19 protein-coding genes are annotated in these 21,599 nt (G+C 40.1%); 12 read left to right on the forward strand and 7 right to left on the reverse strand.

Going from position 1 to position 21,599, the window contains the following annotated elements; all coding sequences use genetic code 11:
• Positions 1–417 precede the first annotated feature (417 nt).
• The 9 genes from BP74_RS13230 (at position 418) to BP74_RS13270 (ending at position 9,623) form a co-directional block, all read left to right on the forward strand.
• The gene (locus BP74_RS13230) at positions 418–918 is read left to right on the forward strand and encodes a hypothetical protein (RefSeq protein WP_496374831.1); all 501 of its coding nucleotides are present in this window, start codon (positions 418–420) and stop codon (positions 916–918) included.
• Positions 919–1,072: 154 nt separating this feature from the next.
• A complete protein-coding gene (locus BP74_RS13235) occupies positions 1,073–1,561 on the forward strand; it encodes a DUF3592 domain-containing protein (protein WP_496374832.1) in 489 nt (162 codons plus the stop codon).
• A 210-nt stretch (positions 1,562–1,771) separates the two neighbouring features.
• The gene (locus tag BP74_RS13240) at positions 1,772–2,305 is read left to right on the forward strand and encodes a hypothetical protein (RefSeq protein ID WP_496374833.1); all 534 of its coding nucleotides are present in this window, start codon (positions 1,772–1,774) and stop codon (positions 2,303–2,305) included.
• A 189-nt stretch (positions 2,306–2,494) separates the two neighbouring features.
• Positions 2,495–4,096, forward strand: a complete 1,602-nt coding sequence (locus BP74_RS13245) for a serine hydrolase domain-containing protein (protein WP_496374834.1) — start codon at positions 2,495–2,497, stop codon at positions 4,094–4,096.
• A gap of 405 nt (positions 4,097–4,501) precedes the next feature.
• Entirely contained in the window at positions 4,502–5,596 is a 1,095-nt protein-coding gene (locus BP74_RS13250; RefSeq protein WP_496374835.1) for a TlpA family protein disulfide reductase, read from the forward strand.
• Between the two features lie 267 nt (positions 5,597–5,863).
• A complete protein-coding gene (locus BP74_RS13255; RefSeq protein ID WP_496374836.1) occupies positions 5,864–6,283 on the forward strand; it encodes a hypothetical protein in 420 nt (139 codons plus the stop codon).
• Positions 6,284–7,313: 1,030 nt separating this feature from the next.
• Positions 7,314–8,177 carry an SDR family oxidoreductase gene (locus BP74_RS13260; protein ID WP_496374837.1) on the forward strand — a complete coding sequence of 288 codons (864 nt, stop codon included), beginning with the start codon at positions 7,314–7,316 and terminating at the stop codon, positions 8,175–8,177.
• 597 nt (positions 8,178–8,774) lie between these two features.
• Positions 8,775–9,080, forward strand: a complete 306-nt coding sequence (locus tag BP74_RS13265) for a hypothetical protein (RefSeq protein ID WP_496374838.1) — start codon at positions 8,775–8,777, stop codon at positions 9,078–9,080.
• 150 nt (positions 9,081–9,230) lie between these two features.
• On the forward strand, positions 9,231–9,623 hold the full coding sequence (locus BP74_RS13270) for a hypothetical protein (protein ID WP_496374839.1): 393 nt from the start codon (positions 9,231–9,233) through the stop codon (positions 9,621–9,623).
• Positions 9,624–9,631: 8 nt separating this feature from the next.
• Here BP74_RS13270 and BP74_RS13275 read toward each other — a convergent pair whose 3' ends face one another.
• The 4 genes from BP74_RS13275 to BP74_RS13290 all read right to left on the reverse strand — a co-directional run bounded on the left by BP74_RS13275 (position 9,632) and on the right by BP74_RS13290 (position 15,261).
• A complete protein-coding gene (locus tag BP74_RS13275; protein WP_496374840.1) occupies positions 9,632–10,171 on the reverse strand; it encodes an ester cyclase in 540 nt (179 codons plus the stop codon).
• Between the two features lie 77 nt (positions 10,172–10,248).
• Complete coding sequence (locus BP74_RS13280; protein ID WP_496374841.1) at positions 10,249–10,710, reverse strand: cupin domain-containing protein; 462 nt, start codon at positions 10,708–10,710, stop codon at positions 10,249–10,251.
• A 76-nt stretch (positions 10,711–10,786) separates the two neighbouring features.
• Entirely contained in the window at positions 10,787–11,632 is an 846-nt protein-coding gene (locus tag BP74_RS13285; RefSeq protein WP_496374842.1) for a helix-turn-helix domain-containing protein, read from the reverse strand.
• Positions 11,633–11,955: 323 nt separating this feature from the next.
• Positions 11,956–15,261, reverse strand: a complete 3,306-nt coding sequence (locus tag BP74_RS13290) for a carboxypeptidase-like regulatory domain-containing protein (protein WP_496374843.1) — start codon at positions 15,259–15,261, stop codon at positions 11,956–11,958.
• Between the two features lie 863 nt (positions 15,262–16,124).
• On the opposite strand from BP74_RS13290, the gene BP74_RS13295 reads away from it, so the two are divergent.
• From BP74_RS13295 to BP74_RS13305, 3 genes are all read left to right on the forward strand, one after another.
• The gene (locus BP74_RS13295) at positions 16,125–16,451 is read left to right on the forward strand and encodes a hypothetical protein (protein ID WP_496374844.1); all 327 of its coding nucleotides are present in this window, start codon (positions 16,125–16,127) and stop codon (positions 16,449–16,451) included.
• Positions 16,452–16,580: 129 nt separating this feature from the next.
• Entirely contained in the window at positions 16,581–17,018 is a 438-nt protein-coding gene (locus BP74_RS13300; RefSeq protein WP_496374845.1) for a DUF1801 domain-containing protein, read from the forward strand.
• Between the two features lie 148 nt (positions 17,019–17,166).
• On the forward strand, positions 17,167–18,987 hold the full coding sequence (locus BP74_RS13305) for a glycoside hydrolase family 13 protein (RefSeq protein WP_496374846.1): 1,821 nt from the start codon (positions 17,167–17,169) through the stop codon (positions 18,985–18,987).
• Between the two features lie 141 nt (positions 18,988–19,128).
• Here the strand turns inward: BP74_RS13305 and BP74_RS13310 are convergent, their stop codons facing one another.
• From BP74_RS13310 to BP74_RS13320, 3 genes are read right to left on the reverse strand one after another with little or no spacing between them, the layout of a single operon-like run.
• Entirely contained in the window at positions 19,129–20,550 is a 1,422-nt protein-coding gene (locus BP74_RS13310; RefSeq protein WP_496374847.1) for a Glu/Leu/Phe/Val family dehydrogenase, read from the reverse strand.
• 16 nt (positions 20,551–20,566) lie between these two features.
• A complete protein-coding gene (locus BP74_RS13315) occupies positions 20,567–20,782 on the reverse strand; it encodes a CcmD family protein (RefSeq protein WP_496374848.1) in 216 nt (71 codons plus the stop codon).
• Positions 20,782–21,498, reverse strand: coding sequence for an ABC transporter permease (locus BP74_RS13320; protein ID WP_496374849.1), 717 nt, complete (start codon positions 21,496–21,498; stop codon positions 20,782–20,784). Before BP74_RS13320 ends, BP74_RS13315 begins: the two co-directional genes overlap by 1 nt.
• Between the last annotated feature and the right edge of the window lie 101 nt (positions 21,499–21,599).

Raw genomic sequence — 21,599 nt, forward strand, 5'->3', positions numbered from 1 at the left:
CACCAGTACCTGCCAACCAGCAGCAGTAAGGGAATGATAAATATGATAGCCGCAGCAGCAACATTCATAACAACACTGTACCTGGTGATGCGGGAAATGCCTTGTTACGTAGCCAATCAGTAGGTCAGCGTCTGCTTCGATAGTGAACCGTTTAAGTATGAGATGATCTTCCTGAATGGTTACTGCCCAAGTTTTTTTGTGGACGTCTAAACCAATAAAGAGTTGTTTCATAACTTACCTCCGAATTTTAGAAGGGTAAGCTACTCTTTTACATGAATGCTTGGCAAAATACCGGCAGAATACCTATATTTCAACAACAAAATAAACATCAACGCCAGGCAGTAAGTGAAACTGAAGGAACACTGAATACCGCTGCTTCACCAATGCTCTCTCCGTTAGCCGCAACTTCTTAACTCAATGCAATTCACAAAGTACATACGAGGCACCCTCCCAAGCGAAGTTGCTTTACGGCTCCATCCTTTGTTCAAACAGGCTGCTAAACTTTCGTCTAACAATGAGGAAGAGGCGTATTTGTTTGGAGTTATTATAAAAAAAGCAAAACAAGAAAACAGAATAGATGATTACACAGAGGAACTTGTTCGAAAAGCGGCGGAGCGGCATACAGCTTTCTCGTTTTATGCTTTAAAAAACAAGCCACACTTTGACAATTGGTATGAATTAGCAGTGTTTTCTGCGTTCTTTGGTTTGTTAGGCATCATCATAGGGGTAAGGTCAGTTTTTTCTGAATTTGGTGATTTCATTGTAAGTGGAAGTCCAAACTATTTGAAGCCACACATTACGGGTGGAGGTTATTGGATAATCCTCGGATTGGTAATGTTTATAGGAGGGACTTCAAAAACGATACAAGAACGTAAGAGAAAGAGATTACTGGCTTCTTTCCAATGCAATGGCGGTTAACACTGTATTTGTAAAATGACTGCTTCGGAGCTATCTTTCAGCAACAAAACGCAATCAATAAGGCAAAGTAAATGAAGCGGCAGGAACACAGAAAGCAGTCACTTCACATTATAAGGCGGATGATAAAATAAAACCACAACTGCTTTATCCTTCTATGAAATATATTCAGAAATATTGGATACTTATTGTTATCGTCTTTTTCTTTTCCATGTTCATCAATCCAGCTATTTGTATGCTAATAGTAGGTTCATTAGTTTTTTACATGGGCATTATGGCTGTTGGACTTCTGAAAAAGCTACAAGAGAAGGGCATCGAAAGCGTAGGCAGAATTTTATCTTATCAAGTTGGAAACAGGGGCTACAAAACACCAGTCATCGAATTTAAACCACTTACCGGCGAGCCTGTAACTGCAAAACCCTTTCTTTATGCTTCAACCGATTTGAGTAAAATCCGTTCTTATAGGAGCTTAATAAACACTGAGGTACTTGTGCGGTATGACCCAGACGACCCGAAGAAGTTTGTACTCGCCGGTGAAGAGATTTTCAACTATATTGTTTTTACAATTTTCATATTGGCTGGTTTGTTCTTTATTGTACTGAGTATTTGCAACTTTCTTGGTTATGTGAAGTTTGGACGACAATGACATGTCGGTAACGGCGGTTTGGTGTCAGTGGGGTTGGACAATAAATTCGCATCCGCAAATCGCTACAGCATTAGTTCTGGCAGACGAAAGTCTAATCATCATAAGTTCTTAATTTCATCATCAAAAATTCTCATCAGCTTCGCTTATCGGCTGGACGAATAACAATTCCCCACCGAACGCCAAGCCGATGGACGTTGGCCGAATCTAAATATGCATTTCCGATTAATTTTAGTGATAACAACTTGCATTTTCTTCTCATGTAAGGAGAGAAAAACTCCATTTCCAGAAAGTGAAGAGTTAACCGATGATAGCAGCTTTACATATAAAACGCTCATTGCTGACTCCTTTATTGACACCCTTAGTTCAAATGATCTACCAAAGTTGTTTGGCAATTGGAAAATAACAGCTATTGGTAAAACAGGAGGAAGTGGCCAGAAAGAGACCGTTATACAAAGTCAGATAGGAAAACATCTACGAATTGACAGCGACAAAGTGAAATTTGCATTATTCGATGATACTGCAGCCATTCTAAAGCCTTCGTTCAGTATTGATCATTTAATTAGGAATGAGAGTAGCAGCCGTCAATCGCTAGAAGGAACCACCTTGTTTTATGGCTACGGTGGTTCTTGTCGGAAAACAGCTCCGCAACTCATTGTTTCAGATAAGCTATTTTTCGAGGTTCTTAATTTTTCTGAAATGACCACCTATGCTGATGGTCGGATCTATTTTTTGACGAAACAGTGAAATACCAATTTGGCTAACATAGGCTTGCCAAAACAGGTGGCTTAGGAACATAAGCCAAGCTTATTATCTTTAATGAACATTAGAAATAAGGCCAAGAAGAAGGATCACAGACTGCCCCTGCTTCGGTAAGCCTCTCTCCGTTGGCTGCAATTGGTCAGACATAAAAACTGTATTATGAGAAAAGTTTACTTGGTTGCAAGTTTTGTTTTTTTATTTAATCTGTCTTTTGCACAAAGCTGGCAGGATACAATCATACAAATTGAAAAGGTAGTCAGCCAATACTATCAGCTGCAAAGCCCAGGGGTTCAGTTGTCCATTTCAAGAAACGGAGAAATCATTTTTTCGAAAGCATGGGGAATGGCAGATCTGGAACATGGGGTACCCCTCACAACTAACTCCATTTTGGAAGCGGGTTCAGTATCGAAACAATTTACAGCTGCAGCAATCCTTTTGCTGGAACAGCAAGGCAAACTTTCTGTAAACGATGATGTACGTAAATATGTCCCTGAACTACCTGATTATGGTCACACTATCCGACTGCGACATCTCTTGCATCATACCAGCGGGTTGAGAGACTGGGGAAGTGTTGCTGATCTTACCGGTTGGGGTAGAACGACAAAGTTTTACACCAATAACGATGCACTTGAAATTATTGCTCGCCAAAAGCGTTTAAATAATAAGCCGGGTGATGAATACATCTACAGTAACTCCAATTACAACTTGCAAGCCATCATTGTACAACGGGTCAGTGGATTGTCTTTAGCTGACTTTACCAGGAAGTACATTTTTGAACCGGCTCAGATGCTCCATACATCTTGGAGGGACAATCCTAATCGTATTGTACCCAACCGCGCCATAGCCTATTCCAGTACCGGGAATGATTTTCAAATCAACATGCCTAATGAATACGTATATGGCAATGGTGGCTTGCTCACCACGACAGAAGACCTTTTGAAGTGGAACTCGTTTTATTTAAATGGGAAATTGGCAGGTGCTTCCTTCCTTGAAAAACAACTGCAAACTGAACCATTTAATAATGGTGCAGCCGCTGAATATGCTGCTGGTTTGGTGGTGCAAAAGATGGGTGGCTGGAACACAATCAGTCATGGTGGAGCTACGGCAGGTTACCGGGCTCACATCATATTCTATCCTGAATTGAAGCTTTCAATTGCTATTCTAAGCAATACACCACAAAACTTTACAACAGTGACGGATGCCATTCGAAAACTGTTTGTAACCGACCGCTCAGAGCAGCAAAATGTACAGGTCGCTTCCTATAAACCCTCCGAAGCCTCTCTAAAGAACTACAAAGGGTGGTACAAAAATGAAAGGGATGGGACCGGATTTAAGTTGACAGTGAAAAAAGATAGCTTGTTTATTTATGAGACACCACTTCAGGCAGTGGCAGAAAATAAATTCCGCGTAGGAAGTCAAGAGTTTTTAATGAATAGAAACAAAGGGCTCTACTTTATTATTCCTGGTAGAGACACCATCAGTTATACAAGGACAGAAACAGCTTCACTGACCACCAATCGACTTCGTGAATATGAGGGAACTTTTTTTTCAGAAGAGACGATTTCATCCGTCATCATTTCAATTGTAAAAGATAGCCTCAGCATGCGATTGAAACCTGATGAGGTGTACTCGCTATTGCCTTTGTACAAAGATGGTTTTGCATCGCCTGAGGGAGACTTTAACCTCTACTTTATCAGAGATAGAAACGGCAAGGTTCAGAAATTAAAAATCAGTGTTGACCGAGCAAGAAATGTAGAATTCGAAAAGATGAAATAAAAATCAGGTTGTTCAAAGTACAGGCACAATCGTAATAGAAACAAGGAAGTAGTACTGTTTACCGTGCAGCCAACAACGGCTTTCCGCTATGCTGGCAGACGGAATAAACATCGGCAATAAATTGCATATCGGCTACATATCGGTCAGACGCAATACTATTTAACTGTTGAATAAAAGGTCTGCGTTGCGATTCTATTCGACTTCTGTATTCAAGCAATGGTGGCTACCGTGCATGTTATCAGCTTCCGATTTTCAATTCAGCTTTATATCTTTAAACAAAACTGACGCAACACAGAGGTTACCACTGCACAAATACCCGTTCCGTTAGCCGCTTTATGGAAACTTTCTTAAAATGAATCTTATTCAGATCATTTACGTTTTCCAATTTAATTCAACTTTGTTTGTATGGCTCCAAAAATTTTCCTGACCCTCTTTTTCTTCCCCTTATTTCTGCAGGCCCAAAAGCCTAAACCGTTTAAAATTACCGGGACGTCGGCTTATTACAAAGACTCCAACCTGATTATACAAGTCGGTGGTTTCCCTGTGACCTTTAACGATTACACCTTGTCCGGTATAAAAAAAGATTCGCTTCATTTACCCGGGAAAATGGTAAAAAACGGCGAAATTGACCTAAGGGGCACAATGCTTTATCCGCACCCGTTTTTTGCGTCCTATTATGATGTCCAAAACAATGTTGTCCATAATTCTTCTTTCTATTTTTTAAACGGCGGAGATGACGTGACCTTCACCGTTGACAACCTTTCAAAAAGCCACTCTCTGGGCAACAAGATCAACACCCAATCAAACCGGGAATACGAGCGGCTGAAACGATTTTACAGCAAAGCCGTGGATTCGGTGACGGGCCGGGTAATGGATATGCAAGCCAAACAAAAATTAATGAAAGCCTACATTGGCCTGCATCCCAATTCTTATGTAGCGTTGTGGGATTTGTTCTTTGATTTAGCTTACATCCAAAATAACGATGACAATCAAAGACTTCTGGCCAATACAAAATTATTTTCGCCACAGCTCAAACGGTCAAACACCTACCTACATTTGATTGAGATCGTGTCGAAAAGACTGATATTGTCGGCAGGAACAACCTTTCCCAATTTGGACATAAAGCCTACCCTGCCTGTACAGGAGGTAGTAAAGAAAAACAAGTTTACCCTCATTGATTTTTGGTATTCGCACTGTCAGCCGTGCCTTCAACAACTACCCGATTTAAAAAGAGTATATGCAAACCATAATGCAAATGGATTCTTTATTGTGGGCATATCGGTTGATAAAAAAGAACACCAAGGGGACTGGCAACGAGTGATTCAACGAACCGGACTTCCGTGGCCGCAGTACCTGGATTTAGCCGGCAAAGAAGCCAAAAACTTAGGCATTGACAGTTATCCAACGAACTTTCTTGTGGACGACAAAGGCGTCATTGTGAAAAAGGACATTTCACCGAAAGAACTCAATGATTTCTTGCAAAAGAATTTATGTAGATGAAAACAATTTAATTGCTGCTTCCAACGGGGTTCGGATTTTGCACGGCTAACACTGATTCATCTACGTATACAATGGGAGTTATTTGGGGAAGACGCTAAAGCGGCTAACAAGACCTTTGTAAAAGTTGGGCTGAATAACTATATTTCAACAGGCGAAACTAAACCAACGAAAAAGCCGAAATGAAAGCTGAAGCAAAAGCAAATTCCCAACCTTCGCAAAGCTTCGCTCCGTAGGCATCAAGCAGTAGTGACACCAAAACTTTGACAAATGAGTAAAGAGCAGACAAAAGACCTCTTAAAATTTCTCAAGCCATTTGGTAACGACACAATAGACTTAGTTATGTGGCTAAGGGACTTTGCTTGGGATTTATGTCCAAAAGCCAATGAATTAATATATGACAACTATAATGCTGTTGCTTTTGGCTGGAGCCCGACAGACAAAGTTGGACACACCATTTGTTCCATAGCAGTTGGAAGGTCAAGTAAAAACGTTCACTTCGGATTTTATTGGGGCAACGAAATTTCAGACCCAGACAAAATACTCTTGGGACAGGGCAACCAGTATCGCTACATCCTTGTGACAGCAAAAAAAACCTTTCCTAAAGCATATATGAAGAAACTTGTTAAAGAAGCATATGCAAACTCGCTATCGAAAGTTAAAGACCCAAAACAATTAATTAGCGGATAGACCATTGTCAAATCAATTTCAGACAGAAAACGACCTGACAAGGTGAAGAAAGCATCAAAACCAATAAAGAAATAGTTTGACAGTTGCAATGACAGAAGCCTGCTGCCAACAGTGCATTTGCAATAGCATGGCTGGATATTGAAGCATCGGCTCCAAATCATTTTTCACCTTCAGTTTCGGCAGACATTACGCTGTTGGTCATTAGTTCTTAACTTGAGCACCAGTTTTTCAATTTAGCATTTGTACCAGGCAGGCAGTTCGCTATAGCCATACCATCGCAAATGTTTCAACATTAGCGGCAATTTGATTGCTTACTACTGCCATTCTTGAAATGACTTCACTATCTAAATACTACAAGTTAACAGCATTACTGCCCTTCGGACTAACAACAGTTTCAGGAATATTACTTTCTATAGCTCATGACGGTAGTAAGTACAAGATTTAATGGTTTACAGACGATGGATTTGTATTGACAGTTTTTTTGACAATTCTACTATCTGGATTTATTGCAATTATGTCTTTAACCCTTTTTTTAAATAAGAACTCCGCAAAAAAGATTAATGCTTTTTTCTCCTTTCTCTCATGGATTATAGTGCCAGGGGCTGTATGTGTATTTGTCATTTATCAAGAGTTTCTAAACTTTGCAGGGCATTCGGATATAGATGGTGTTTATGAGGGCAATAGGCTGCTTGACGGGTACATAGTGTGTATGGCAACGTTACATCTGTTAGGACTTTTTGCGACCTATCTACATTTTAATTCTTCTAATAAAAACATTGACAAAATAGCCGCTAACACTGTATCGGTAAAATAGCGGCTGAAGAACTATCTTTCAACAACAAACAGTAATCAACGGAAGGAAGTAAATGAAATAGCAGTTTTCCATATACCGATACTTCAGAATACTCTATCCGTTGTGCTTCATGCTATTTAGATACCACGTTCTTAAATAATGATTTAATAAAACTAACTTGACATCAATCAGGGAAAGCCGAAAACCAATTAAAGTAGGCAATAAAATTAAATCATTATGAAATCAGTATTAATTACAGGAACAAGTAAAGGTATTGGATTTGAAACTGCCCTTTCATTTGCACGTGGAGGTTATAAAGTTTTTGCGACCATGAGAAACCCTGATGCTGCGGCATCCTTAAAAAAATATATTGCCGACGAATCATTGGCAGTCATTATTTATAAAATGGACGTTGATTCAGATGAATCAGTTAAACATTGCATTGAAACTATTATTAAAGAGCATGGAACCATAGATGTATTGATAAACAATGCTGGCATAGAGCGTCATGGTTCAATTGAAGAATTGCCATTGGCTGATTTCAAAGCAATAATGGAGACTAATTATTTTGGTGTCATCAGATGCACTCAGGCAGTGCTGCCTCAAATGAGAAAAAATAAAAATGGCTGTATTATAAACGTTGGCTCGGTTTCAGGAAAAATTGCCTGTACACCTTTAAGTGCATATAGCGCCAGCAAGTTTGCCCTGGAGGCTCTTACAGAATCTTTAGCACAAGAAGTGAAACCATTTAATATCAGAGTATCATTAATGCAACCAGGCATTATTGATACAAAAATGGCACATGATATTAGTGTGGATAGCCATTCTGAATATCCACAGGTACTTCGTTTTGGAGCTATGTTCGAAGAAACGCTCAAACAACCAACACCTCCTTCATTAGTAGCCGATGCAATGCTTGAAATTGCAAATGGTGAAGCTTGGCAATTGAAACATCCTGTGGGACCATCTGCAATTCCATTTTTAGGATGGCGGGCATCTATGACAGACGAACAATGGGTTGATTGGAATGCGCAAACTGATGAAGAATGGTACAATGCTGTTCAAACGACTTTTGGTATGAACGTAAGACGGGGAAAATAATTTGACAGAATGTTCTCATTAGAAGCACGAACGCACAACAAAGGGTTTCCCGCAATTGTGGATGGACGGAAGTACAATCGGCAGCGGTAAAAATCCAAGCAGCAGTTCAGGCTTGACAAGCAACCTTAATCATTTAATCATAACTTCAACAAACAATTTTATTCATCAGCGGTTACGGGCACACGAATTGCTAAATAGACGATTTATAACCAAAGCATACTTCCATCTAAAACAAGATATTTTCCCTGATTACATTTAATGGTTTGATACCAATAGGCTGTTTATAGAAGAGGAGCAGAACTACTGGAAATTAACCATCAAAAGTTAGAGCGTAACAGTGTACAACATGCGGCTTTTTGCAAGTGCGGTTAAGAAATAAAAATTATACTTTATATTGCTCATCGGTTAAGTGCTGAAATTTGGGAGACGAATTATTAAAACCGCACCTGACAAAAAGCCATTTCCGTTATAAGCCATTCTAAGAGCGAGAAACCGAAACTTACTATGAAAGCAACTTTATTGATAAGCCTTACTTTTTGCCTCTTATCGAATGCTCTTTCACAGAACAAGCAAGCGTGTCTTAATAAACAAGACACGATGAAACTTTTCTGTAAGCAGTGGGTATTGACTACTATGTCGGCTCAGGGGAAGGGTTCAGATGTACCTGCCAGTGAAGCAATATATGTGACCTATAAAACCGATGGCAGCTATACCGACTGTTCAGCAAGGTTTGGTATTTCACATGGCACTTGGAGGTATGAGAGTAAAACACAGGTTTTGTACATGGATGGAAGGAACGACAAGGTAAAAACAAAAGTTGTTAAGCTGGCTCCCGGTGAACTGGTGATGGAAATTGAGTACCCAGCAGTAACAATGACTTCCACATATAAACGAGTTGATTAAGATAAACGGTTTATAACATGGTTTAACTGCAATAGGTGCTGACGAGTATATTTCAACTTATTATCTTTATTAAGCAACGGAAAGAAAGTGAAGCTGCGTTTTTTAAATGCACCTACTGACAGCAACCCCTTCTCCGTTAGCGGCTATAGTATGAAACGTCTTATAATCATAGCAGTTTCATTTGGACTATTTTCCTGCAAAGATTGGCGGATTAGCAAATATGACCAGATAGTAGATAAGGCGGACAGGATCGTAATTAATGACAAAGAACATAATGATTCGATGGTTTTGACAAACCAGCCGATGTTGGACAATATGAAAAATGTGTTAAAACGTAACATTAAACCAGAATCTCCACGAAAGTTCCTGGCCAAGCGTACAATTACACTTTTCAGTAATGGTTTAAAAAATGGTGTTCTTTTAATTTCCTATGGGAGCAAACCTTATGTAAACTTTCGTTCGGACAGTTTAAATATTACTTTCCCTTTGAATTATGGTATTGGAATGTCATTGGATGAAATGCATAATGAGAATAACCGCTAACATAGGTTTCATTTTGATTGGGTGGCAAGCTGCTTTAAAACGGTACTAAAGTGAACTGCCCTATGTTCTGTGATCTTACCTTCATCATTGAATGTAAAAATATCAACGTCTCTAAACTTAAATGATTTTCCTGTTGTTTTCATACCCATAAAATCCTTTTTGAAAGTTCCACTCCATCCTGCATATACAAAAACATGATCTCCGTCGGAGACCGCTAATTCATTATCTGATGTATAATTTTTGACTGAAGAATTCCACAATTGCATAAATAATTTTACACTATCAATACCTCTGGCAGGTGGTGTACTTTCATCTCCCAAATCAACCGTATTGGGAGCAAGATGTTTTACAATTTCATCTATGTTGCCATTACTCCAGGCCCGAATACATAAAAGTGCAGTTTGCTTATTTTGTTCTTCTTTGGTTTCTAGTGTGTTTTCCGTTGGAGCAGGTTTGCTTTTATTGGCTAAGGTGTCAGAAGAAGTTTTAGCATCGTTACAACTTATAAGGTAAAGAAGTGCGGTTGCACTAATCAATAACATTTTCATACAATTTATTTTAATTATTATCAATAAAATTTGCATTCCTTTTGTGTTCGTTTTTGTCAGCTAATTTGTTAATACAATTAGCTTTGCGTTATGGGCGGCCCAACAATTGTAAGTCCAAATGTTTCGTGTAACCCTGCAAGCTCCTCAATTGATGGCATCTCATTATAGGAACTTAATTTTTCAAAAAGCTTCTCTATTGGCCCGGTTGGATTAACCATAAAAAGCATCTTGCCTGTATCACTAATTGTGACATAAGTATGTGGCATATTCCTGGGTACAAAAATTGTATCACCGGCAGCTACTGAAATTTTCGTGTCGCCTGTTTGAAATATGAACTCTCCTTCTAAAATGTAGAAAGTTTCATCCACATCATGTAAATGAAGCGGTGGTCCTTGATTTTTACAATACTCACCATAAAACAAACTCAATTGCCCTTGCGTGTCGCCTCCACCAACTTTGAGGCAGGCCGGATGTCCTAAAAGATTGTAGGGTTCTGCGAGCCTGCTTTCTTCCCCCTTAAGGATAAATGATTTTTGCATTGTAATGTTGTTTTTAATTGTACAATACAAATATCAATTGTTATAGAACTGGTTTGGTGGTAAAAAATCGTTGTTTTCAAACTCCCCTGAAATCATTCGAAATATTAAATCTGCGTTCGGGGTTATTCAAACTTTCCTGGATTAAAGCATTTGGAGTGGTACCTGCGAATTGTTTGAAATCTTTTACAAGATGTTGATAGTCATTGTATCCTGTTTGTATTGCTACACTTAACCAGTCAAGGTTTGGTTGATATTCTTTAAGTTCATATGCCTGATAAAAGCGGCATATCCGGGCATAATATTTTGGTGTAATGCCTATATGCTGAGAGAATCTTTTTTCAAATTGCCTATGGCTAAGGCATGCCTCTTTGGCTATTTTATTTAAACTAAATTCATTTGGATTTTTCAAAATCAATTGTCCTATTTTATCAATTGGCTGGCTAATGTTCTTAAGTTGTCTAACTTTCTTTTGGAAATAATTATTCAATATGATCAGCATGGCATAGTAACTTTCAGACTCAGTTAATCGCTCCTGCACTTCTTTTATCTCTTGACCCATTATGAGTTCTGCATCAAAATTCTGATGAACAAGTTCAGTCATTGGTATTCTCAATAATTTGAATAAGCCTCCAGGTTGAAATCTTATATGAATCATTAAATATTCATGCGATACATATAAATTCTGACGGCTAATCGGTTGCCCTAAAATGGTGATAGTTGGTCTTTTTTCATACGTTCCTAAATCAGGGCATTCAGCAAAAAGAGTTCCTCTTACCAGGAATCTTATTCCTTCCTCTGGATTGACAGGATATGCTTTTGCTGGCGGTGGTATAGAAGTGTCGTCAAAAACCAGGTGCATTGTCAAATACTCCCTGATGTAGTCCCTTAGTCCAGGATCTGGAAGTATTCGTTTACAAATCATTGGTTCAATATTATGTCAAATACATTTTTGAATTCTCTGAAGCCTGCCGCGCAACTAGCAATTTACACTTCTGGAACCAGGATTGCAATTAATTTCAAAACTCCCTGTTATTTGTAGTCTTCTCAGAAAACAATAAATAAGTAACTAAGCGCTGTCCTTAGTTTGTAACTAATGACAGTTTCTTTTAACTTAATGTCTCATGTCAGATACTGGCTATAAAATACGTAATGAAGAAAAAACTATCCGTAGTTGCAAACTACGGATAGGGTTTCTGAATATAGTATAGTCTATAGATAGCTGGAAAGCATATAAAAAGAATGTTATTACCGTATGTTACCGACAGAGTTTTTTGCCGTATCGTGTTTCGTTTTGAGTACATTGCTAATAGAATTATAGTGCTGTCCAAGCTTTCCTAAAGAGCCAAGCAAAACAACAAAATTTGTATCTGCATCATTTACCGCTTTTTCTACATCGCCAGAACTTTGTAGACTATTTTCCAGTTTTTGGTAAGAACTTCTTAATACGCGGCTATTTTCTTTTATTGACTGGATAGCGGAAAGGGATGTCGTTTTATCTGCGTTTAATAATTCATCCAGTTCATCCAACGATACCAGGAAATCTTTGGTATTACTTTTTGTAGTGTTAACTATTGATTTTGCTGTAGTTCCATCACCCGGGTTATTTTCTACAATGATTTCTGCTTTATTGGAACTCGATGAATTATGATCCTGTTCGGCAGATTGTTTTGCGGATGAATTATTGTCCTCAATTGCATTTATTTTCGATCCACCTTTTACCGTTCCATCCCATCCTTTTCTCGCTGCAATTCCATCATCAATTTTTACAACTGTTTTGGATCCCCCTTTTGCCGTTCCATCCCATCCTTTTCTTTCTGCTGTTTCTTCACCGTCAACATACTCCTCATCTCCAACAGTTACTATTGTTTCATCATCCAAATAATAGGTTACTTCCGCAGAAATGGAGTAGGTCCCTTTTTCCATTGCGGTAAATTCAAATTCACCGTGTTCATTCGTTTGTGTTGTACGTAAACTACCGCCAGGATTTTTACCACCTTTTACTATGATACCGCCAATAGGATTGCCAGGCATTGCAAAAGCAGAAATAACAGCCCCTCCGGGCAATGCTCCTCCAAGAAGGGAAGCGCCCTGGTTAATTGTGCGGTTTGAAGCAGCGAATGTATTGCCGGTTAAAATTTCTGAAATACCATCGCCATCAACATCACCAATAAAACTGAGTAATGTTTTTGTGTATGATCTGGAATTGTCATTGCCACCATTCGCAACATCAACCATGCGGTCATTAGATTGATTTGATTTTGTTTTGGTTTTAATAACGGCCGCATCAGCATTCGTATCATTAACAGGAATTATCCATTGAATTACATTGGGGTGATAACTTACTTTTGAAATAACCCGTGCTTCTTTTTTTGTTCCATTTTCGTATTGGCTGGTAATCGTTATTTCGTTATCGCTGTCAATGCTTATAGCATATTCTGTAGTTGGGTTGGTGTTGTTTGTTTTTTGTTCTTTTTTCTTAGGATCCCAACCACGTACCACTACTTTTTTATTGCCGAAAGCTGAAGTGATCTTTGAATTGCCCGTAACATCCATTGAAGAACCATCATCAAACTCCATTATTATTTTGGCTGGCTCAAATTCACCATTGCCATCTATGTCGGTTTCTATGATATTTATAGAGCGGGGCCTGTTGTTTGAACGGGATGTGCTTATACCGGCTTTTTGCATATTGTTATTTTCGGTATTGAGCTGCATAACCCAATGGTCACCAGATGCCGTTATTTCGCCGGCCATATCCACCTTCCCTTTGCCGTTGACAGTTGCCTCGTAAATTTTTGTTCTGCTAACACCACCCTTTACTCTTACCAGGTAGCTTGCAGAAGGTACATTGGCAAAAAAGAAATCGCCATAGGTAGTAGTTTTTGTATTGGCTACAACGGCACCGTTATTTATATCTATCAAATAAATGTTTAACCCCGCAACACCATCGCAATCGTTATCTGCGCCTTTTCTTAAATTGCCGTTGTCTTCATACAGCGGGTTTGTTCCCTGGTGGCCATTGTCATTATATAATGGGTTGTTTTGTGCCTGTGTTTGTTGCACCACATGTGTTGCTTCATGTGCAACAAGTTTTATGGCAACCACGCAGCCGGTGCATGTATTTGTTTCCCCTTCTTTATATACAGGCGTATATTGTCTTTTCCCGGTAGCCATGCCACTGCCATTTTCCCTGGCTGATCGTTTACCTGTTGCCATACCACTCCCTGCTTCCCTGGTATAAATAGTAGTTGCAATACCTGTTGGTGATGTTGAATATGACATCATTTTACCGGTTGCGGCATAGGAAGCTGATCCTGAACCACTACCACCGCCAGAAATACTGCCAACAGAGCTTACGGCATTTTGGTTGGTTATTATTCCAGCAGAATTGTTGGCACTCCAGCTCACTCTGCCAGATATAACCCCTCTTGAAGCTCCCTGCGATAGTGCACTACCCGCGGCATGTAATCCTGCATTTACTTTTTCTCCAAAAGTAGTTCCCTGTGTTTGTTTGGGTACGGTAACCGTCTTATTTGTCCGTTCATTATAGATTGCTGCATCACCCAGGCAAACAAATGATAATTCTTCTGACGTTCCATCGGGGTAGGTGATCTTTTGTGTAACTGGTCCACAATTTTCATTATTCGTAATGCGGCCATTAGCAGCTGCAGTTCCAATTGTATTGATGGCATATCGTTGTGTAGCTGATATTATTCTTTCACCGGTGGCCTCACTTTCTCTTATTATCCTGTTCCCATATTTTACATTGCCCACATGTTTTTTTTCTGCAGTCATTTCACTTCCAGCATCTCTTTTTGATCCAAATGATTTTGTAATTCCTATACCCATTGCAAATAATCTTAAAGGACGCTCCTGTTCAACAGGTATATCAATACCCTGTTGCGGATCATACACTCGGATAGAAGATTTTGAATGCAGGTATTCCGAATTAATAACGAAACGGGTAGAATGATTAATAGGATAAGCCAGGCTAATATTTCCTGAAAAACCCGGGAACAAATTTTTTGCCGCTCCCTCAAAACGATATAGTTGGCGAGCTGCACCTGCTTGTGCAACTGATACAGAACCGGGATTGTTTATAAACATACCGCCTTGTATATCAGCAATTACCATTACCCTGTTGCCAAAGCGAAATGAAGGACCAAACAGTAAATAACTATTGGAGGGGTTTGATTTATTAATTTGTGCCTGCTGCAATTTTCGGTCAACCATAAACTTATTCAATGCATCGCCACTGATGGCGCCGGTAATGTTTCCGCCTGAAAAGCCAAGACCGATATTCCCAAAATGATAACGGCTGAATATTTTGGCTGCCATACTATTGCCCCTGAACAGACTGCTTTCGTTGCTACGAACAGTAAAGGAGGCACCACCGTTTACACCAAAAGTCCAATCATCCAGTTTTGCCTTACTGGCAGTAAAATTACTCATTGATGCATTGTGATCCTGTGCACGATCCTGTGCCTGTGAATGTATAAGCAAGGAAAGAAGCAGTATCGTACCACACTGCTTTTTGATGATGGTGGTCATGGTATTGGATTTAAGGATTAGAAAAGTACAAATAAGTTTTTCTAAATCCAATGTGCCTTAAAATGGTACTGGTTTTGGCTTACAGAAATGGAGCCTCGGAAAGAATGCAAGCCTGGTAAATGATTTTAGAGATTATAAACATTCAAGTGCATCATTTATGAAAATGGAGTAGAGGGATATAATGTAATGCACATAAACGATGCTTTACTTGCAGTACTCCCGGGGTCTCCCATGGCGCAAATCCAGGAAGGGAAGAGCCCGGGTGGACTGCAAGCTTGGTAAATGATTTTATAGATAATAAACATTCAAGTGCATCATTTATGAAAATGGAGTAGAAGGATATAATGTAGTGCACATAAACGATGCTTTAACTGGAGTGCTCCCGGGGTCTCCCATGGCACAAATCCAGGAAGGGAAGACCCCGGATGGACCGTAAGCTTGTTAAATGATTTTAGAGATTATAAACATTCAAGTGTATCATTTATGAAAATGGAGTAGAAGGATTTAATGTAGTGCACTTAAACGATGCTTTGCCTGGAGTGCTCCCGGGGTCTCCCATGGCACAAATCCAGGAAGGGAAGACCCCGGGTGGACCGTAAGCTTGTTAAATGATTTTAGAGATTATAAACATTCAAGTGTATCATTTATGAAAATGGAGTAGAAGGATTTAATGTAGTGCACTTAAACGATGCTTTGCCTGGAGTGCTCCCGGGGTCTCCCATGGCACAAATCCAGGAAGGGAAGACCCCGGATGGACCGTAATTATTCTTCCCTGGAAATAAAGTTTTTGGTTGTGGTCCATGAAAGGCAATGCTATTGTAATAAGCAATTATATTCTGTAGATTTAATGATAACTTCTGAGCATGAAAACTGCCTTGAGAATTTTCATAACATTTTTTGCCTTTATTGCCTGTTATTATTTTATTTATTTAATGTCTTTTGCTTTGAATCGAAATGTTAGCGAATCTTCAATACTACGGATACTCTTTTCACTATTGATTGCTTCAGGTGTTGCCATCTTCGTATGGAAAAAATCCGGGTTTCAATCGTTGGGACTGGAATCATCCATATTATTGGGAGGTTTCATTGTTGGAACTTTCGGGTTTATTGCTGGATTTTTAGGTCCTATTATTTTTCATATTGGGGGAAACCAGGGCCGTTGGCTGGAATCTTTATTACCGGTCCTTTAGGCTTTATACTTGGATTAATAGGAGGGGGTATTTATTGGAAAGTAAAGGCCAATAAAAAAATGGCTAAGGTTTGAATCTGAAACCAGAGCCTTTAGGTAAAAACCAAAGTGAAATGACCTAAACTTTTATATGAGCGTACAAGAACAAATCCAGGAGTATATTACAAGTCAACCAGAACCAAAACGTAGTGACTTGCAAGAGCTGCACCGCATCATACCTGAAATAATGCCCGGAGCTAAATTATGGTTCCTGGATGGTAAAAACAGTGAAAATAAGGTTGTTTCTAATCCTAATATAGGGTATGGATTTCAAACCATTACAAATGCTGATGGGAAAACACGGGAGTTTTATCAAATTGGCATTAGTGCCAATAAAAGCGGGATCTCTGTCTATATCCTTGGCATCGATGATAAGACATTCTTAGCTACAACATATGGGGAAACAATTGGCAAGGCGAGTGTGACAGGCTATTGCATTAAGTTCAAAACCCTGAAAGATATAAATATTGAAATACTTAAAGCGGCAGTGCGATATGGTTTTGAAGCGCAGAATGAAAAGCCGGGTTAACCAAATAATCAAGCTATTGCATGCAGTTGGCTATCGCTGTGAATAGCCCAGGCAAGCCAGCAGATATTTTAGTTGATTTGAAGTTCACTTTTGCCCATACGGAACTAATACCTCAACTTAGTGCACACGTACATTTCAAATTGTAGAAATGATCAGGAAGCCATTCATTACCACAGTTCTTTTAGTCCAGTTTTTTTTATTACATACATTACCAGGATTTGCGCAGGAAGACTTTACTCCCCAGTGGAGCAAGGGGATTGTATGGTACCAGATCTTTCCCGAAAGATTTAACAATGGTGACCCGGGCAATGACCCGAAACTGAATGATCAAAATGGCGCATATCCATTTGATGACACATCAGCCTTCCAGATACACCCCTGGACCAGCGACTGGTACCAGTTGCAACCTTACGAACAGGAAAATGGTAAAGGGATTTACTTCAATATACAGCGAAGAAGGTATGGCGGTGATTTGCAAGGGATAATCAATAAACTGGATTACATACGATCATTGGGTGTTAATGCTATCTACCTGACGCCGATTTTTTGGTCTCCTTCCTCTCACAAATACGATGCACTATGTTATCATCATGTAGATCCAACTTTTGGACCAGACCCCGCAGGGGATAAAATAATGATGGAGCATGAGGATCCCTTGAAACCGGAAAGCTGGGTATGGACAAAGGCTGATTTGCTTGCATTGAAGCTGATAGAAGAAGTGCATAAACGAAAGATGTACATCATCTTTGATGGTGTATTCAACCACATGGGCGTAAAGAATTTTGCCTTCCAGGATGTAATTAAAAACCAGCAGGCATCTGTATATAAAGATTGGTTCGAGGTAGACAGCTGGCGGGATAGTGCCAAAGGCACCAGGTTCGAATACAAGGGATGGTTTGGGGTAAAGACTTTACCTGAATTAAAAGAAGATAGTAGTGGCATCGTTGCAGGTCCTAAGCAATACATTTTTAATTCCACCAGCCGCTGGATGAACCCTATGAACAAGGGCACTTCTTTTGGTATTGATGGCTGGCGACTTGATGTGGCTTATGATGTTGGTCATCCTTTCTGGAAAGACTGGCGCAAATGGGTACGTAGTATCAACCCCAATGCTTATTTAACTGCAGAATTGGTTTATCCTATTGATCAAACCAGGCCTTATTTAAAGGGCGATGAGTTTGACGCTACCATGAATTACAATTTTGCTTTTATCGTGCACGATTTCTTTGTGCAGGATACAAGCGCTTCAACTGTTACTGAATTCGATAGCAGGCTGAAAGAATTAAGAGAGGCTTTTGGAGAAAACGTGGCTTTGAATATGCAAAACCTTATGAACAGCCATGATGCCACCCGCCTGGCTAGCGCCGTGGCTAACCCGGATGGTAGAAAGTTTGGCGACTGGGGTAAGTATTTCAACTGGAGTCAAAAGAGTAATAATAAAAATTACAACGCCCGCAAACCTACCCCGGAGCAAAGAAAAAAGCAGAAACTGATCATAGCCTTCCAAATGCTATACTTAGGATCACCGATGTTTTTTTATGGCGATGAAGCCGGAATGTGGGGAGCCAATGACCCTGATTGCCGCAAACCTATGGTATGGCCGGAAAAGAAATATGATGCGGAAACTTTTAATCCTGATCAAACAAAGCATAGCCCCGATGAAGTGAGATTCGACCAGGATTTATTTAATTGGTACAGGAAATATATCGGGCTACGCCAACAATATAAATCTGTAAGGATTGGAAATTATACCACCCTGGCAACAAATGATCAACAGAAGGTATATGCATTTAGCCGGAAATTGGGAAACGAAGAAGTAATTGTTATTGTTAACCGAAGTAATAAACCTGTATTATTCAAACATCAGGCTTTGCAAACGGGTAAATTTAAAAATGTATTTACGAAAGGATCATTCGTTAAACAAGTTATGGTAAACCCAATGGACCTGGTGGTGTTGAGCAATAAATAATTCGAACGCTGAACCAGGATCCGGTAAAGCTTATGAGCATAAAAGCAATAAGTGTAAGTCCCAGTAATCCTTTCAAAATATTATCAACAAAAAGCCCCATTCCATTGGGAACAGGGCGATATTGGTTTTCTCATGTTCATACTATGGGAAGATACCTAACTCGGCGTAGCTGGTGCCCACTTTGTTGATGGCCACAACATACGCTGCTGTACGCATATCAGGTATTTGAGGATTCTTTTTCCACTCTTCCATGATCTCGCGGGTAGCAGTGATCATAGTCTCTTCCAGGCCGCTGTGAACCAGGTCCACTTCCTCCGGGCCATGCATGATAAATTGTCTTTCCCTTGCACTAACCTGCCTGTTGGTCAATTCCTCGATCTGGCCAAGAATGTGCTGGTTCATATTTTCTGTGAAACGCTTTTCCATACGTCCGTAACGAACGTGGCTAAGGTTCTTTAACCATTCGAAATAGGAGACCGTAACACCACCTGCATTCAGGTACATATCGGGTACAACCAATGTTCCTTTTGTAACAAATACTTCATCAGCTTCAGGCGTTAGAGGACCGTTGGCACCTTCACCAATGATCCTTGCTTTTACGCGTGGAGCATTTTCTCCATTGATCACGTTTTCCAAAGCTGCCGGTATCAGGATATCGCAATCGTATTCCAGCGCATCCGTGTTCTTGGCAAAATTAGATCCGCCGGGAAAGTTCAGGATAGATCCTGTTTTTTTGCGGTGCTCAAATACAGCGTCCACATCCAGGCCATTTTCACTATAAACCGCGCCTTCATATTCAGCAAGGGCAATGATCTTGGCACCTGCGTTATGGAAGAATTTGGCTGCATGGTATCCTACATTACCTAAACCCTGCACGATCACTCTCTTACCTTCCACACCTACAGGTAGTCCTAACTTCTCCATTACATCTGGCATCTGGCAAACTTCGCGGATACCGAAGAAGATTCCCATACCTGTTGCTTCCCTGCGGCCACGAACACCACCTTGTGTTACAGGCTTACCTGTTACACAACCTGCAGCATCAATCTCACCAGGACGTAAGCTGGCATAGGTATCCACGATCCAGGCCATTTCTCTTTCGCCTGTTCCATAGTCAGGAGCAGGAACATCAGTGCCCGGCCCGATGAAGTTTTTCTTTACCAGTTCGGCAGTATATCGACGGGTTACTTTTTCCAGTTCGTACACTGAATATTTTCTTGGATTGATCTTGATACCACCTTTACCACCACCAAAAGGCACATTTACGATGGCGCATTTATAGGTCATTAAGGCAGCGAGAGCCATTACTTCATCCTGGTTAACCTCCGCGGCAAAGCGAATACCACCTTTACAAGGCGTTTTGTGCTGGGAGTGCTGTACGCGGTATGCTTCGATAACCTCTATGCGGCCATCATCCATGCGTACAGGGAATTTCATACGGTACACAGCATTGCAAGCTTTTATCTGTTCCAGGATACCAGGATCCCAGTTGGTGAATTTTGCTGCTCTATCAAAGCTTTTTTCGACGGCGCCAAAAAAACTGTATTCTTCGTTAGCTGACATGAACTTCTATTTAAGATTAAGAATTATTGTTTTCCAATTTTGAGATCTTCCTGTCGAGGCGGATGAGGTAAAGTATGATACCAATGAATATGGTGATAATAACTGCTACCACAACATAGATCTTTCCGTTTTTACGCAGTTCATCTGCCATCGGGACCGTACTACTGTCCTGTGCAAAAAGTACCAGGCAAATAAAAATGGATAAAATAGAAAGAAAGGTTCGTTTTATCATTAGTGTAAGTATGTTTTTTCTTTCAGGGCCTTCAACCTTATTTTCAAACTGGTGATCCAGACACCCAATAAGGTCCAGCCAATGATAGCGGGATAAAAAACCAAACGCATTTGCGGCGAAAGCGCTTTGAAGTCAAGAGCCGGGTTATCGGTTCTGACACCTCCAGGTCCTTCACCTCCCGGGTGGAGGCTGGGTAATAACCTTGGAATGATCCAGATGGCCGGGAATAAAAATGCAAAAGCAAATATGTTATATACGGCACCAATCCTGGCCCGCTTGTCAAGGTCGCTGATGGAATCGCGTAGAACCAGGTAGGCAAAATATATAAGAAGGGCAATGGCAGCCCCGATCAGTTTTGGTTCTTTAGCGATCTGGCTGAAGGATTCATAGGCCGGGCGATTAGGATCCACCCAGGTATAGGACATCCAGATGGCGCCGGTGGCATAGCCTAGTATACCGAATATGATACCCACTGTAGCGTATTCCCTGGAACGGTTATCGTGGTGAAGGTCGTTGGTACGTAAATATTTTACTGCCTGCACAACGGAGATAATAAAGAGTATCATCATGGCAAACCACATACATACGTGGAAGTAAAGATTCCGGATCGTTTCGTTTAATTGCGGCAGCCTGGGAACATTATTCCATAATAATCCTGCTGTAAGCGTGTAGACAAGAAGGACAATACACAGTATTTTCCACCACCATTTTTTCATACACTGGGGTTATTAAAGCAGCAATCGCTTTTTAATTTGGGAGCAAAAATAAGGGAAGGATGTTAGTTGGCAAGTTGACTTTTGTGGTAAACCTTAAAAGA

Source organism: Flavisolibacter ginsengiterrae DSM 18136 (assembly GCF_059568575.1).